Origin of the sequence: Pseudomonas aylmerensis, assembly GCF_001702265.1 — a bacterium.
GTDB lineage: Bacteria > Pseudomonadota > Gammaproteobacteria > Pseudomonadales > Pseudomonadaceae > Aquipseudomonas > Aquipseudomonas aylmerensis.
The window spans coordinates 23,304-38,532 of record NZ_MAUE01000024.1; the positions used below are offsets into that span (position 1 = coordinate 23,304).

Sequence of the window (15,229 nt, forward strand, 5' to 3'; positions counted from 1 at the left end):
GTTCACCCCCATAACAATCACAAGAGAGACCCGCATGAACCTTAAACGCATCTTTCCCGTCATGGCCTTGGCTGCGCTGATGTCCCAAGCCGTCGAAGCCCGCGAACTCAAGGCCCTGGGCATCAGCATGGGCTCGCTGGGCAATCCGTATTTTGTGACCCTGGCCGATGGCGCCAGCGCCCGGGCCAAGGAGCTGAACCCGAATGTGAAGGTCACTTCGGTGTCGGCCGACTATGACTTGAGCAAGCAGTTCTCGCAGATCGACAACTTCATCTCGTCCAAGGTCGACCTGATCCTGATCAATGCCGTCGACCCGTCGGCCATGGCCTCGGCGATCAAGAAAGCGCGGGATGCCGGCATCGTCGTGGTGGCGGTGGATGTGGACGCCAAGGGCGTCAACGCCACGGTGCAGACCGACAACGTCGAAGCCGGCAAGCTGGCCTGCCAATACCTGGTGGACAAGCTCGCGGGCAAGGGCAACGTGATTATCCAGAACGGCCCGCAAGTGACTGCCGTGACCGACCGCGTCAAAGGCTGCAAGGCCGCGCTGGCCAAGGCCCCGGACATCAAGGTGCTGTCCGACGACCAGGACGGCAAAGGTTCGCGTGAAGGCGGGCTGAACGCGATGCAGGGTTACCTGACGCGCTTCCCGAAAATCGACGGCCTGTTCGCGATCAACGACCCGCAAGCCATCGGCAGCGACCTGGCGGCCAAGCAGCTCAAGCGCAGCGGTATCATCATTACCTCGGTGGACGGCGCGCCGGATATCGAGAACGCGCTGAAGACCGACTCGCAGATCCAGGCCTCCGCCAGCCAGGACCCCTGGGCCATGGCGCAGACGGCGGTGAATGTCGGCAATGACCTGCTCAACGACAAAGCCCCGGCCGAAGCGGTTACCCTGCTCACGCCAAAACTGATCACCCGCGACAACGTCGGCACGTACAGCGGCTGGTCGAGCAAACATTGATTCATTGAGAGGAACAGCGTCGTGGTCACCATGGATGACGTGGCAAGCAGGGCCGGGGTGTCGTCGTCGACCGTGTCCCACGTATTGAACGGCACACGCAAAGTCAGCCCGGCAACGGTGCAGGCGGTGCAGCGCGCGATCCAGGAGCTGGGGTATATCCCCAACACCCTGGCGCGCTCGCTGGCCCGTTCGAGTACCAGCACGATTGGCGTGGCGATTTCGGCGCTGTCCAACCATTACTTCAGCGAGACCGTGCACGCGATTGAAACCGAGTGCGCCCGGCACGGCTACATGATGCTGTTCGTCGACACCCATGATGACCCGGAGCAGGAGCTGCGGGTGGTCACGGCGCTGCATCACCGGCGCGTCGACGGGATTTTGCTGGCCCCGTCGACCGGCTCGTTGGCGCTCCACTACCTGCAGGCCAATGAGGTGCCGACCGTGCTGGTGGACCGCATGATGAGTCCGCAGTTTGACCAGGTCGGGGTCGAGAACACGTTGTCCACCCAGGCGCTGATCACGCATTTGATCGAACATGGGCACCGGCGCATCGGCTTTATCGCCGGGCGGGCGGGCCTGGGGACCACCGATGAACGCGTCGCCGGCTACCGCGCGGCGTTGCAGGCGGCGGGTGTGGATTTCGATCCGCAGCTGCTGGTCAACGGCGGCTCCAACAGTGAACCGGCCCGCGTGGCCACCGCGCAACTACTGGCCTTGCCGGTACCGCCTACCGCAATCATGGCCGGCAATAACCTGATGACCCTCGGCGCCATGCACGCGCTGCGTGACGCGCAGGTCGAGGTGCCGGGGCAGATGGCCCTGGTGGGCTTCGATGATTTTGACTGGGCGGATTTTTTTGTGCCGCGCCTGACCCTGATTGCCCAGCCGGTCCAGGAACTCGGGGCGCGCGCGGTGCACCGGCTGCTGCAACGCATGGCTTCACCCCAGGCACCACCGGAAACAGTGCGCCTGGCGCCGAGCCTGCAACTGCGTAATTCATGTGGCTGTCTCTGACTGGAATACCCGCGTATGAACACCCCTGTTTCCCTCGGCATCGACCTCGGCACCTCGGAACTCAAAGCCATCCTGATGGATGCAAGCGGCGCCGTGCTGGCCCATGCCGGGGTGCGTTTGAGCGTGTCGCGGCGCCACAGTGGCTGGTCCGAACAAGCCCCTGAAGACTGGTGGCAGGCGTGCCTGCAAGTGCTGGAGCAATTGCGCCGCCACCCAGCGTATGCCCGCGTGGCGTGTATCGGCCTGTCGGGGCAGATGCATGGCGCCGTGTTGCTGGGGGATGACGACCGCGTGTTGTACCCGGCGATCCTGTGGGATGACTCGCGCGCCGTGGCCGAGGCCGAACACCTCGGCGTGGCGTTTGCCGACGCCACCGGCAGTTTGCCCATGGCCGGGCTCACCGCACCCAAATTGCTGTGGCTGCAACGGCACGAACCCGAGGTGTTCCAGGCGATTGATTGTGTGCTGTCGCCCAAGGACTACCTGCGCCTGCGCCTGACTGGCGAGCGCGTCAGCGAGATGTCGGACGCCGCCGGCACCCTGTGGCTGGAGGTGGCCAAACGTGAGTGGTTCGAGCCGATGCTGCGCGCCACCGGCCTGACGCCCGCGCAGATGCCGCGGTTGATCGAAGGCGGCGCGCCGAGTGGTCGTCTGGTCGCCGCCGGCTTGGGCCTGGCGCCCGACGTGGTGATTGCCGGCGGTGGCGGTGACAACCCGGTGGCGGCCGTCGGTATCGGCGCGATCAATGCGGGGGATGGCTTCATCACCCTCGGCACCAGCGCGGCCATTGTCGCGATCACCGACCACGCCGCCGGCAACCCGGCGAGTGCGGTGCACAGCTTCTGTCACGCGCTGCCGAACCGCTGGTACACCATGGGCGCCATGCTCGCCGGTGCCAGTTGTTTGCGCTGGGTCACGCGGCTGGTGGGCCTGGCCGATGAACAGACACTGCTGGACCAGGTGCAGGCGCAGTTGCCGATCGGCCAACCGGTAGCGCTGGATACGCCGTTGTTTCTGCCGTACCTCGCCGGCGAGCGTACCCCGCATAACGATCCGTTGTTGCGCGGTGGTTTCATGAACCTGGGCCATGACTGCACCCCGGCGATGCTTGGGTATGCGGTGATGGAAGGCGTCGGTTTCGGCCTGCTCGACGCGTTGCGCGCGGTACAGTCGACCGGCGCCGACGTGACGGCCTGCGCCCTGGTGGGCGGCGGCGCCCGCAGCGTGTATTGGGCGCAGTTGCTGGCAAATATCCTCCAGCGAGAAATCTACACCCTGCACGGCAGCGAGCTGAGCGCCTGCATTGGTGCGGCGAAGCTGGGGTTCATGGCCATCGGGCAGGGCGCCAAGCTGGCGGTGGGCCTGCCGGTCAAGGCCCGGTATCAACCCGACCCGACGCAGCAACTGGTGCTGCAGGCTCGCTATGCCAAGTTTCAGGGCTTGCTTGCGGCGGCCAGGGGGTTGCATGACTGAGGGGGGGTGTTGGCGGGATTGATGGGGGGAGCAGGCTTTATGTGGGAAGTAGGTTTCATGTGATTAGCAGGCTTTGTTGCTTGCAGGCTTCTTGTGGTGAGCAGGTTTTGTAGCTTGCAGGTTTCTTGTGGTGAGCAGGCTTGCCCTGCGTTGGGGCGCGAAGCGGCCCTTGGTCCAAGCGCCCCGGGGTGTCTGGATAACCCTATGGGGCTGCTGCGCAGCCCAACGCAGGGCAAGCCTGCTCACCACAGGAAACCTGTTCACCACATAGAGCCTGCTCACCACATAAAAGGGCTGTTCACCAAATAAAGCCTGCTCACCCCATAACAGGGCTGCTCACCACACAACAGGCCTGCTCACCCCATAAAGCCTGCTCCCCCCAACAAAGCTGTTCACCCCAACACACCTTCTTTGCCCAGAGGCCAGGGTCACAGCCAAGCCGCATCCCACAACGGGTAATCCCCAATACGCTCGACCAGACCCGCCCGCAGTGGATTGGCAATGATGTAGCGAGCCATCTTGCGAAGGTCTTCCTCCACCCGAACCGCGCGGTCGTGGTAGCCACGCTGCCAGAACCTTTCCCGGCTACGCCGCGCCCGGTTCACGCTCAATGTGCTGCGTGACTTGGTCTGGCGCATGACATCCGCCAGCGTCGCGTCGTTGAGGTCGAACAACCAATGGAAATGATCCGGCATGATCACCCACGCCCACGAATTGACCATGCCGCTGTCGTGGGCTCTTTTGAGTTCAGCGACCAGCAATCGGCCCAGGTGAAAGTCACTGAACAAGGGGAAGCGTGGATGGACCACGGCGGTGACCAGATAAGCACGCCCGGTTTCCGAGTATCGGCCCCGGCGTAAAAGGTGAGAATTCGGCTGACGAAACAATCCGTTGCTCCTTGCAGGGATGAGAGACTTTCACGTTAGCAGCGGAGGTGGACTGCCCCTGGGGAGATCCGTGTCAGTCTGTTTCACCGGGGCAAATGGACTTGTTGTGGCAAGTTGATTTCAGGTGACAAGCAGGCTTCATGTGATAGACAGGGTTGTTGGGATGAGCAGGCCTTTTGTGGGGAATCGGCTTCATGTGATGGGTAGGTTTCATGTGGTGAGCAGGCCTTCTGTGGTGAGCAGAATCTTGTGGTGACCAAAAACTTTGTGGTGAGCAGGCTTGCCCTGCGTTGGGGCGCGAAGCGGCCCCTTGGCCAGACGATTGAGTTTTTCTGGAAACATGTGGTGACTGTATTGGGGCTGCTGCGCAGCCCAACGCAGGGCAAGCCTGCTCACCACAAAGGGCCTATTTGTTACATAGAGTTTGTTCACACAAAGGGCCTGCTCAGCACATAGGTCCTGCTCACCACAAAAGGCCTGGTTGCCACATAGCGTTTGCTCACCACAACAAACCTGCTGGCCACATAAAGTGTTGTAACCACAACAAGCCTATTCAGCCAGCCAACTTGCGCAGCACACTGTCCAGTGAGGTGCTGCCCTTGAGCACCTGATCGTGCTCGAAGCAGATCCAGCCTTCGTTGAACCCGTCGACCATGCGCATGCGCGGCGTTGGATTTTGTGCGCCTTGGGCACGCAGCAACGCTTCCCAGGTGTCACGCTCGACCACTTCGGCGCGAACGTCACGGCCAAGGATCTGCGTCAGGCTGCGGGCGATGTCGTTGGGGCTGACCCATTGGCCTTCCAGTTCGACCACGCGGCGGCCAGCCCAGTCCTGCTGCAGCAACTGCGCCGCCAGGGCGCCGATGTCGGCGGTGGCGATCATCGGCACGGCCTTGTCCAGGGGTTGCAGGAAGCTATGGATGACGCCGGTTTCCCGGGCGGCAATCACATCGTAAAGCGCGTTCTCCATGAACCAGGCCGGGCGCAGGAAGGTCACCGGCAGATCGAGGGCGCTCAGCGCCTGTTCCATCAGGGTGCGCTGGGTCAGCAGGTTGAGTTCGCGGGCCTGGGCGCCGATGGTGGACAGGCATAGCACTTTCTTCGGCGCCGCTGCCTGGAGTGCCTGGCTGACGGCGGCAATCACCGCGCGCGCTGCGGGGAAGTCCGGCAGCGGGTCGAAATCCGAAGGCGGTAGGATGAACACCCCCGTCGCGCCCCGGAAGGCCTCGGTCAGGGCCTGGGTATCTTCCATTCGCGCCAATGCTATCTCGCAGCCCAGGTCCGTCCAGTAGGTCGCCTTGCCCGCGTCACGCATCACTGCGCGCACTGGTTGGCCCGCTTCGATGAGGTGATGCGCGAGGGCGCCGCCTACTTTGCCTGTGATTCCGGTAATGACGTACATGAGCTTTTATACCTGTGGTTCCAATGAGTGGAGCCCAGCATAAAGATCGGCAAATGTTGACAGAATAGCTATCCAGTCACTGCGTTGATGACGCCTGGTCACTAATCCGCAAGCGGCGGCAGCCGTCGCTTGACCGGGGTTTTCTTGACGATCGCGGTGTTGGTTTCGGCATACGCGTTCAGCCGGTCGAGGAGGGTGTCGAGGTGGTCCATGGTGCGCACGTGCAAGCGTGCGATAAAGCAGTCATCGCCGGTGACCTTGTCGCACTCGGTGAACTCGGGGATCGCCTGGATCTGGCGTTCAACCTCCTGCAATTTGCCCGGCAACGGGCGGATGCGCACGATGGCTTGCAGCAGGTAGCCGAAGTGTCTGGGGTCGATGTCGACGGTGTAGTGGGTGAGCACGCCGCGTTCCTCGAGGCGGCGCAGGCGTTCGCCGACACTCGGCGAGGACAACCCGGTGATGCCGGCCAAAGCCTTGAGGGACAGCCGCGAGTCGTCCATCAAGGCGGCGATCAGTTGCTGGTCGATGGTGTCGATCATGGGGGGCGCCTAATTAGTAAAGGTGAATACGAGGTTTTGCCTTTTTTAGTCGCTGGAACGGCTGCCAAGCAGATTGCCATAATTGAGCCTCATTTGAGGAGCCTCCATCGTGGACACATCTATCCGTCGCGGTTCGTGGGAAATGGTCGCTGCCATGCTGATCTCCGGCACCATCGGCTGGTTTGTATTGGTGTCGGGCGTGTCAGTGATCGAAGTGGTGTTCTGGCGCTGCGTGATCGGCGGGCTGGCCCTGTTGTTGGTGTGCGCGCTGCTGGGCTACCTGCGGCGCGACCTGCTCAGTTGGGCGAAACTCGGCCTGGCGATGCTCAGCGGCGTGGCAATCGTCGGTAACTGGTTGCTGTTGTTCGAGTCCTATTCCCACGCGTCGATCGCTATCAGCACGGCGGTGTACAACGTGCAGCCGTTCATGTTGGTGCTGTTGGCGGCGCTGTTTCTGGGTGAAAAGATCACCGTGCAGAAGCTGGCCTGGTTGAGCGTGGCGTTCCTGGGGATGCTGGCGATTGTCACGGCCCATGGCGAGCAAACGTCGGGCGGTGGCGACTATCTCGCGGGGATCGCCCTGGCCTTGGGCGCGGCCTTTTTGTATGCGATTGCCGCACTGATTATCAAGCGCTTGAAAGAAGTGCCGCCGCATTTGATGGCGTTGATTCAGGTCGCCACCGGCGCGGTACTCCTGGCCCCGCTGGTGCCCTGGAACAGCCTGCCGGCTTCGACCAACGCCTGGTCGGCCTTGATCACGCTCGGAGTGGTACATACCGGGTTGATGTATGTGCTGCTGTACGGCGCGATCCAGAAATTGCCCACGGCCATCACCGGCGCGTTGTCGTTCATCTACCCGATTGCGGCGATCCTGGTGGACTGGATCGCCTTCGGGCATCGCCTCGGCTGGCTGCAATGGCTGGGTGTGGCGGCGATTCTGCTGGCAGCGGCAGGGTTGCAGCGGGGCTGGTGGTGGCCCCGCTCCCGCAGCGTCAGTGCGTGCCCTGGTAGATGAGGTTTTCGGGGTCGAAATGCGCCACGCCACTGCCCGGTTGCGGCAGGCCGAGGATATGCCCCTTGATCTTGCCCACCACGTGCATCTCGCAGGGTTTGCAGTCGAACTTCAGGGTCAGCACTTCATCGCCATGGATCAGTTGCATCGGCGCAACCTTGGTTTTCACGCCCGTCACGCCCTTGGCCTGTTTAGGGCACAGGTTGAACGAGAAACGCAGGCAGTGCTTGGTGATCATCACCGGCACTTCGCCGGTTTCTTCATGGGCTTCGAACGCGGCGTCGATCAGCTTCACGCCGTGGCGATGATAGAAGTCGCGGGCCTTCTGGTTGTAGACGTTGGCCAAGAACGACAGGTGCGCTTCCGGGTACACCGGCGGCGGCGTGGTTTCGGCCTTGCGCCCGCCACGCGGGTGCGCCGCGACGCGAGCAGCGGTCAGGGCCTCGATCACTTCGCGGCGCAACGCCTTGAGCTGCGAGTTGGGGATGAAGAATGCCTGCGGTGCATCCAGCGCGATGTTGGTCGCGTGGTATTCGGTGGTCCCGAGTTGGCCGAGCAGATCGCGCAGGGTGTCCAGCGCCTGTTCCGGCTTGTTGGCCACACCGAACGGGCCGGGCAGGGTGACGCTGGCGCTGATGCCTTCTTCGCTGGTCGCGGTGACGTGCAACTGCTCTTCACGCAGGCGCGCCACCCATGACAGGCCGATCCGGCGTTCAGCCGAGGTCTTGAGCAAGGCCTGCTGCCAGTTGTGGTCCAGGTTGCGGTTCAGCGGGTGGTTGGGGCGCAACTGATGCAGGCCGGCCGGCATTTCGTTCGGCTCGACGCGGTAGCGATAGCGTTTCTCGCCGTCTTCCTCGAACTCGCCCTTGGGCTCGGCGATGTTCGCGCGAAAACCCACCACTTCACGCTTGACCAGCACATTGAGGCCGTCGCCGTTGGACAGCGGCTCATGGGTCACCACCTGCATGTCGCGCTTGCCGGCTTTTTCCACCACACCCACCGGCAGGCCGGTGAAGGTTGGAGTGTCGAAGGCGCCGATGTCGATCTTGCGGTCGCTGACAAAGTAATCGGTGCTGCCCCGGTGGAAGGTTTTTTCCGGGTCGGGCAGGAAGAAGTGCGCGGTACGGCCGCTGGAGGCGCGGGCCAGGTCCGGACGGTCTTCAAGAATCTCGTCGAGGCGCTGGCGGTAGTAGGCGGTGATGTTCTTCACATAGCCCATGTCCTTGTAGCGGCCTTCGATCTTGAACGAGCGCACGCCGGCCTCGACCAGGGCGCGCAGGTTGGCGCTCTGGTTGTTGTCTTTCATCGACAGCAGGTGCTTTTCAAAGGCCACGACGCGGCCCTGGTCGTCCTTCAAGGTGTACGGCAGGCGGCAGGCCTGGGAGCAATCGCCACGGTTGGCGCTGCGACCATTCTGCGCGTGGGAGATATTGCACTGCCCGGAGAACGCCACGCACAGGGCGCCGTGGATGAAGAACTCGATGGCGGCATCGGTTTCGTCGGCGATGGCGCGGATTTCCTGCAGGTTCAGCTCACGGGCCAATACCAGCTGCGAGAAACCGGCCTGGTCGAGAAACTTGGCGCGGCCCAGGGTACGGATGTCGGTCTGGGTACTGGCGTGCAGCTCGATAGGCGGGATATCCAGCTCCATCACGCCCAGGTCCTGCACGATCAACGCGTCGACACCGGCGTCGTAGAGCTGATGGATCAACTTGCGCGCAGGTTCGAGTTCGTTGTCATGCAAGATGGTGTTGATGGTGGTGAACACGCGCGCGTGGTAACGGCGGGCGAATTCCACCAGTTGAGCGATATCGCTCACCTCGTTGCAGGCGTTATGGCGGGCGCCGAAGCTCGGGCCACCAATGTAGATGGCGTCGGCGCCATGCAGGATAGCCTCGCGCGCGATGGCGACATCGCGGGCAGGGCTGAGCAATTCCAGGTGATGCTTGGGCAAGGACATAGTTTTTTTAGTCAGGCTTGTCACGGTTGAGGCGCGCATTGTAGCCGTGAAATGCCTGACCGGCATCACTTCAGGCTTGAGCGGCCATCGCGGTGACTTCCACACGCATGCCGTCGACCGCCAGGGCGGCGACGCCAACAGCCGCGCGCACGGGCCAGGGCTTGGCGAAGAAGCGTTTGTAGACTTCATTGAAGGCGGCGCGGTCGGCCATGTCGGTCAGATAAATGGTCAGGTGCATCACCCGGTCCATCGAGCTGCCGGCCTTTTCCAGGGCGACTTTCAAGGCTTGCAGGGTGCATTCGCTTTGCGCGGTGATATCGCCCAGTTCCAGGCTGCCGTCGGCGCGGGTCGGAATCTGGGTGGAGACCAGGATGCCGTTGAAGCCGATGACGTCGGAGGAAATCGAATCGGCATCCGGATCGGGAGTGTAGGACAGGTCGTGGTTGGCCATGGGCGCCTCTGGTTGGCAGTCAAGGAAAGGCGCCCATGGTCCCCGAAAATCACAACAGGGGCAAACCGGCGGGTCAGTGCCAGCGGCGGAACAGCACGCTGGCATTCACGCCGCCAAAGCCGAAGCCGTTGGACAGCGCATATTCAATGGCCATCGGCCGTGCCTCACCGCGCAGCAGGTCCAGGCCCTCGGCGAGGGCGTCAGGGTTGTCCAGGTTGAGGGTGACCGGGGCGATCTGATCGCGCAGGGCGAGGACGGTGAAGATAGCTTCGATGCCGCCCGCAGCGCCCAGCAAGTGGCCAGTGGCGGATTTGGTCGAGCTGATCGCCGGGCTGCCCGTGGCGCCGAACACCGTCTTGATCGCGGCCAACTCGCCTTTGTCGCCCACGGGCGTCGAGGTGGCGTGGGCGTTCAGGTACTGCACCGCAGACGCCTCGATTCCAGCCTGGCGCAAGGCCTGGGTCATGGCCCGGCGTGCGCCGTCACCGTCTTCCGGGCCGGCCGTCATGTGGTAGGCATCGGCACTGGTGCCGTAGCCCACCAGTTCGGCAATCGGCTGGGCGCCGCGTGCCAGGGCGTGTTCAAGTTCCTCGATGACCAGGATGCCGGCGCCTTCGCCCATCACGAAGCCGTCGCGCGCCTGGTCGAAGGGCCGCGAGGCACGCTCCGGGGTGTCGTTGAAGTCGCTGGACAGCGCCCGCGCCGCTGCGAACCCGGCGAGGCTGACCCGGTGGATCGCCGCTTCGGCGCCCCCGCACACGGCGACATCGACTTCACCGGCACGGATCATCCGCGCGGCGTCGCCAATCGCCTGCACGCCGGCCGCACAGGCGGTCACCGGTGCACCCAGCGGGCCTTTCAAACCGTAGTTGATCGACACATGCCCGGCGGCCATGTTGCTCAGGAACGACGGAATAGTGAACGGTGACAGACGCCGTGGGCCCTTGCTGTCAGTGGTGCGCACCGCATCGGCAATCGCCGGGAAACCGCCTACGCCCGAAGCAATGATGGTCGCGGTGCGTTCCTGTTCTTCGAGGGTTTTCGGTGCCCAGCCGGCTTGCTTCAACGCCTCGTCGGCCGCCGCCAGGGCGAACAGGATAAAGCGGTCCATCTTGCGCTGTTCCTTGGCCGCCAACAGCCGATCAGGATCAAAACCCGCCTCGGCATCCTGCTGTGCATTCTGGACTTGACCGCCGATGCTGACCGCCAGGTCGCCAATCAATTCTTCAGGCAGGCGACGGATGCCCGACTGGCCTTTCAACAGGCGCTGCCAGGTCGCTTCCACGCTGGCGCCCAGCGGCGTCAGGGCGCCCATGCCCGTCACAACGATACGTTTACTCATGATCAATCGACTCCGGTTGTGTTGAGGGTACAGACCCTATGGACGTCACTATCATGATGAAAGTAACATGGCGTCACACAACTTTATAGCGACTCACAGGAACCCCTATGCAACGCAAGTCCCTGACCCGCGACGAATGCCCCATCGCCCGCAGCCTCGACCGGGTAGGGGAGTGGTGGAGCATCCTGATCATGCGCGACGCCCTGCAAGGCCTGCGCCGTTTCGATGAGTTTTCGCGCAGCCTCGGCATCGCGCCGAACATGCTCACGCGCCGCCTCACCGCCCTGGTGGACGCCGGGATGCTCGAGCGCAAGGCCTACAGCGAACGGCCGCCGCGCTACGAATACGTACCGACGGCCAGGGGCGAGGATTTTCGTATGGTGCTGATGTCGCTGGTGGCGTGGGGCAACCGGCACTACGCCGAGGAAGGCGCCAGTGTGCAGGTGGTGGAGCGCGGGACGGGGCGGTTGGTGCACCCGATGATGGCCGATGCCGATGGGCAGGTGGTGCCCTTGGATGCCTGCACGTTGCAGGCCGGTCCAGCCGCCAGCGCGGGGATGCGCGAGCGGCTGGAGTCATTCGGACAGTGATTACAGCAGGGTGAACGGGTAGTCGACGATCAGTCGCAACTCGTTCAAATCGCCGTCGCGCTGGTCGGCGTTCGACGCCACGATCGCATCGCGCACGCGCAGCGACAGGTTTTTCGCCGGGCCGCTCTGAATCACGTATTTGGCCTCAAGGTCAGTCTCGTGGTGAGCGCCATCGGCACCATAGTCGCCGGCATACGCGCTGTTGACCGGCGTATGGGTGCCGTTGATGTCCGAACCGTTGATGTAACGGCCCATGAAGCTCAGGCCCGGCACACCATAGCTGGCCATGTTCAAGTCATAGCGGATCCCCCAGGACTGTTCGCCCGGGCCGTTGAAGTCGCCCCATTGCACCGAGTTGGCCAGGTACACCGAGTCGCCGCCTTCACCCGCGCCGTTGTTGCCGGTGCCGATGTAGTCGAAGGGCGTGTCGCCGTGCACTTTCTGGAACGACAGCGTCAGCGTATGGGCCTGCAGGAATGAATACGCCGCCGCGACCGAATACGTGGTGTTGTTGATCGCGCCGGCCTTGGCGCTGCCGGTGTCGAGGGTGCGGTACAGGTTGCCGTCCAGGGCCAGCGACTGGTCATGGCCCAGCGGGATGACGTAGTTGAGGTTGGTGTAGTACTGACGCCAGATATCTTCCAGTTCGCTGGCGTACAGCGTCGCGCTCAGGGACGGAGTGAAGGCGTATTTGCCGCCGACAAAACTCGCGCTGTTGGCCGGCACGTTGGCGTAGGTGGCGTAGATATCGTGGTCATGGTCGCTGGTCATGCCGCTGTTGGTACTGGTGAAGTGCCCGGCTTCCAGGTCCAGCCCGGCGATCTCGCTGCTGGTCAGGTCGAAGCCGGTGGCGGTCTGGGGCAGCAGGCGAGTACCGCCGGTGGCGAACACCGGTGCAGTGGGCTGCATGTCACCGAACTTGAGTTGGGTCTTGGAGATTTTGATCTTCACCGCGGCACCGACGGAGCCGTAGGCATCTTCGGGATCGCCATGCCGGTCGGTCGGCAGGTTGCCGGTGCCGGCGTCCGCATGGGTAGCGTCGAGTTTCAGCCCGCCGTAGGCGTAGGCATCCACGCCGAAACCGATGGTGCCCTGGGTAAAGCCCGAGGCGTAGTTGAGCATCGCGCCCTGGGTCCAGTCGCGGTTGTCGGCCCTGCCGCCTTCGCGGTTGCGGTCAAAGTAATAGTTGCGCAACAGCCCGGTGACACTGCTGCCCTCGATAAACCCTTTGGAATCGGCCTGGTCGGAGACGGCGTCGGCTTGCGCGAATTGGCTGATACTGGCGCACACCGCCAGCGCTAACAGGCTGCACTGTTTGATCATGTTGTGACTTCCCCGGAATAATTAACGCGCACAGAAACATCGCACTGACTGGATGGCGCATAAAAGCGTATTGGCAGATGTTTTTCAGGTGAGGCGTTACGATTCTTATTGTGTTCGGCGAGTTTGCCGAGGTTGATTCTAAGCACAGTTCACGCGGCCTGCAGCCAGGCGCTGGATTAAACTCGATTAATTAAACTTCACATTATTTAATCAAGCAGGGGTGTAGCGTTGGCCCTGTCTTAGCCGCTCTGCTTCGACAAAAACCTTTGGTTGCCGCCGCAGATTCTGCGGCGGATTTTTTATGCGTGGTCGAATAAGTTATGTAACGCCGCACTTAACCAATAGCTATTTAAACACCGCGTGGCTCAATTGGAATTCAACGCGTATACAGCGCACTCATCGACCTGAACCCCTTGAACTCGATAGGGTTGCCAAACGGATCGAGGAAAAACATCGTCCACTGCTCGCCGGGCTCACCGGCAAAGCGTACTTGCGGTTGCAACACAAAGTCGGTGCCAGCTTGGGTCAGGCGCTCGGCGGTGGCTTGCCAGTCTTCCAGGGCCATGGCCAGGCCGAAGTGCGGCATCGGCACCAGGTGCTTGCCGACATGCCCGGTGTTTTCGGTCTTGAACGGCGTGCCCAAGTGCAGTGACAGCTGGTGCCCGAAAAAATCGTAATCGACCCACGTCTCGGTGCTGCGGCCTTCCTCGCAACCGAGCACGCCGCCGTAGAAGGCCCTGGCGCGGTCCAGGTCGGTGACATTGAAGGCAAAGTGAAAAACGGTCTGCATGCTAAACCTCACGACTGGCACGGTTGTACTTCAAGGAATAAGCCAGCACGTTTGATTATTGGACAGCAAAAGTCCAGCCGGACGATGCTGGAGGACTATTTCCTGGGAGTGCTTCATGACTGCACAACGCCAACTCAAGCTGGGCGCGTTCATGCGTCCGGCCAGTATCCACACCGGCGCCTGGCGCTATCCCGGCGCTTTTCGTGACGCCAATTTCAATTTCGCGCACCTCAAGCGCTTTGCGCAAACCCTTGAGCGCGGTCGGTTCGACGCCTTCTTCATGGCCGACCACCTGGCCTTGCTGAACATGCCCACCGAGGCACTCAAGCGCAGCCATACCGCGACCTCGTTCGAGCCGTTCACGCTGTTGTCGGCCTTGAGCCAGGCGACCGAGCACATCGGGCTGGTGGCTACCGCGTCCACCACCTACGACGAACCCTTCCACATTGCCCGGCGCTTTGCCTCCCTGGACCACCTGAGCAATGGCCGCGCCGGCTGGAATATCGTCACCACCGCCAACCCGGATGCCGCGCTGAATTTCGGCCTGGACGAGCCCTACTCGCACGATCAGCGTTACGCCCGTGCCCGCGAGTTCTACGACGTGGTCACCGGGCTGTGGGACAGTTGGGCCGACGATGCGTTTATCCGCGATGCCGACAGCGGCGTGTTCTTCGACCCCGACAAGCTGCACACCCTCGATCACAAGGGGCGCTACCTGAACGTGCGCGGCCCGCTGCACATTGCCCGCCCGGTACAGGGCTGGCCGGTGATCGTGCAAGCCGGCTCCTCCGAGCCCGGGCGGCAATTGGCGGCAGAAACCGCCGAAGTGATCTTCGTCGCGCCGGGCAACCTGGAGGAGGGCAAGGCCTTCTATGCCGATATCAAGCGGCGCATGCGCCTGATCCAGCGCAACCCCGACCACCTGAAGATCCTGCCTGGCGCCTTTGTGGTGGTGGGCGACACGCTTGAAGACGCACGCCGCATTCGTGCGCACCTCGACAGCCTGGTGCATGAGCAGAGCGCAATTGCCTCGCTGTCGGTTGCGCTGGGTACGGACGCGTCCACATTCGACCCGGACGGCTACCTGCCGGCAATTCCCGAAACCAACGGCAGCCAGAGCTCGCGCGAACGTGTGCTGGCCCTGGCCGATCGCGAGCAACTGACCGTGCGCCAATTGGCCCAGCGCCTTGGCGGGTATGCCGGCCTGTCGTTCGTGGGCACCGCCCAGAGTATTGCTGACGAGATGCAGCAATGGCTGGAGGAGGAGGGCAGTGACGGCTTCAACGTGATGTTCCCGTGGCTGCCGGGCGGGCTCGATGATTTTGTCGACCACGTCGTGCCTGAGTTGCAGGCGCGGGGGATTTTTCGGCGCGAGTATGAAGGGGCAACCTTGCGCGAGAACCTGGGATTGCCACGGCCGGGCAACCGGTTCTTCAGCTGAAGCGGGGTGTGGAGGAGGGGGTGACCCCCTCGTTC

At 62.8% G+C, this 15,229-nt stretch carries 15 protein-coding genes; 6 read left to right on the plus strand and 9 right to left on the minus strand.

Annotation, left to right across the window (positions count from 1 at the left end):
- Positions 1 to 34: 34 nt before the first annotated feature.
- Genes BBG20_RS16520 through xylB form a run of 3 tightly spaced genes read left to right on the plus strand, consistent with a single transcriptional unit; the run spans position 35 to position 3,454 of the window.
- On the plus strand, positions 35 to 967 hold the full coding sequence (locus BBG20_RS16520; protein WP_065905204.1) for an ABC transporter substrate-binding protein: 933 nt from the start codon (positions 35 to 37) through the stop codon (positions 965 to 967).
- 21 nt (positions 968 to 988) lie between these two features.
- On the plus strand, positions 989 to 1,981 hold the full coding sequence (locus tag BBG20_RS16525; protein ID WP_065905206.1) for a LacI family DNA-binding transcriptional regulator: 993 nt from the start codon (positions 989 to 991) through the stop codon (positions 1,979 to 1,981).
- A gap of 15 nt (positions 1,982 to 1,996) precedes the next feature.
- Positions 1,997 to 3,454 carry a xylulokinase gene (gene xylB, locus BBG20_RS16530; RefSeq protein ID WP_065905208.1) on the plus strand — a complete coding sequence of 486 codons (1,458 nt, stop codon included), beginning with the start codon at positions 1,997 to 1,999 and terminating at the stop codon, positions 3,452 to 3,454.
- Positions 3,455 to 3,882: 428 nt separating this feature from the next.
- On the opposite strand, the gene BBG20_RS16535 is transcribed toward xylB, so the two are convergent.
- From BBG20_RS16535 to BBG20_RS16545, 4 genes are all read right to left on the minus strand, one after another.
- Positions 3,883 to 4,341: an REP-associated tyrosine transposase gene (locus BBG20_RS16535; protein ID WP_065905210.1), complete on the minus strand. Its 459-nt coding sequence runs from the start codon at positions 4,339 to 4,341 to the stop codon at positions 3,883 to 3,885.
- Positions 4,342 to 4,551: 210 nt separating this feature from the next.
- A complete protein-coding gene (locus BBG20_RS32585) occupies positions 4,552 to 4,773 on the minus strand; it encodes a hypothetical protein (protein ID WP_141697292.1) in 222 nt (73 codons plus the stop codon).
- Positions 4,774 to 4,894: 121 nt separating this feature from the next.
- Positions 4,895 to 5,743, minus strand: a complete 849-nt coding sequence (locus BBG20_RS16540) for an NmrA family NAD(P)-binding protein (protein WP_065905211.1) — start codon at positions 5,741 to 5,743, stop codon at positions 4,895 to 4,897.
- Between the two features lie 101 nt (positions 5,744 to 5,844).
- Positions 5,845 to 6,285, minus strand: a complete 441-nt coding sequence (locus tag BBG20_RS16545) for an Lrp/AsnC family transcriptional regulator (RefSeq protein WP_065905217.1) — start codon at positions 6,283 to 6,285, stop codon at positions 5,845 to 5,847.
- A gap of 109 nt (positions 6,286 to 6,394) precedes the next feature.
- Here BBG20_RS16545 and BBG20_RS16550 point away from each other — a divergent pair, with 109 nt between their 5' ends.
- Entirely contained in the window at positions 6,395 to 7,300 is a 906-nt protein-coding gene (locus BBG20_RS16550; RefSeq protein WP_065905219.1) for a DMT family transporter, read from the plus strand.
- Here the strand turns inward: BBG20_RS16550 and BBG20_RS16555 are convergent.
- The 3 genes from BBG20_RS16555 to fabF all read right to left on the minus strand — a co-directional run bounded on the left by BBG20_RS16555 (position 7,278) and on the right by fabF (position 11,050).
- Positions 7,278 to 9,257, minus strand: coding sequence for a peptidase U32 family protein (locus tag BBG20_RS16555; protein ID WP_065905221.1), 1,980 nt, complete (start codon positions 9,255 to 9,257; stop codon positions 7,278 to 7,280). The two genes, BBG20_RS16550 and BBG20_RS16555, sit on opposite strands and share 23 nt — an antisense overlap.
- Positions 9,258 to 9,327: 70 nt before the next feature.
- Positions 9,328 to 9,708: a RidA family protein gene (locus BBG20_RS16560; protein WP_065905223.1), complete on the minus strand. Its 381-nt coding sequence runs from the start codon at positions 9,706 to 9,708 to the stop codon at positions 9,328 to 9,330.
- Positions 9,709 to 9,781: 73 nt separating this feature from the next.
- Positions 9,782 to 11,050, minus strand: a complete 1,269-nt coding sequence (fabF, locus tag BBG20_RS16565; protein ID WP_065905225.1) for a beta-ketoacyl-ACP synthase II — start codon at positions 11,048 to 11,050, stop codon at positions 9,782 to 9,784.
- Between the two features lie 107 nt (positions 11,051 to 11,157).
- Between fabF and BBG20_RS16570 the strand changes: the two genes are divergently transcribed.
- Positions 11,158 to 11,640 carry a winged helix-turn-helix transcriptional regulator gene (locus BBG20_RS16570; RefSeq protein WP_065905227.1) on the plus strand — a complete coding sequence of 161 codons (483 nt, stop codon included), beginning with the start codon at positions 11,158 to 11,160 and terminating at the stop codon, positions 11,638 to 11,640.
- Here the strand turns inward: BBG20_RS16570 and BBG20_RS16575 are convergent, their stop codons facing one another.
- Together BBG20_RS16575 and BBG20_RS16580 are read right to left on the minus strand one after the other, a co-directional pair.
- Positions 11,641 to 12,963 (minus strand): OprD family porin, encoded by a 1,323-nt coding sequence (locus BBG20_RS16575; protein ID WP_065905229.1) that lies wholly within the window; start codon positions 12,961 to 12,963, stop codon positions 11,641 to 11,643. It abuts the gene before it with no gap.
- Between the two features lie 376 nt (positions 12,964 to 13,339).
- Complete coding sequence (locus BBG20_RS16580) at positions 13,340 to 13,753, minus strand: VOC family protein (protein ID WP_065905231.1); 414 nt, start codon at positions 13,751 to 13,753, stop codon at positions 13,340 to 13,342.
- Between the two features lie 115 nt (positions 13,754 to 13,868).
- On the opposite strand from BBG20_RS16580, the gene BBG20_RS16585 reads away from it, so the two are divergent.
- Positions 13,869 to 15,194, plus strand: coding sequence for an LLM class flavin-dependent oxidoreductase (locus tag BBG20_RS16585; RefSeq protein WP_065905233.1), 1,326 nt, complete (start codon positions 13,869 to 13,871; stop codon positions 15,192 to 15,194).
- Positions 15,195 to 15,229: the final 35 nt, after the last annotated feature.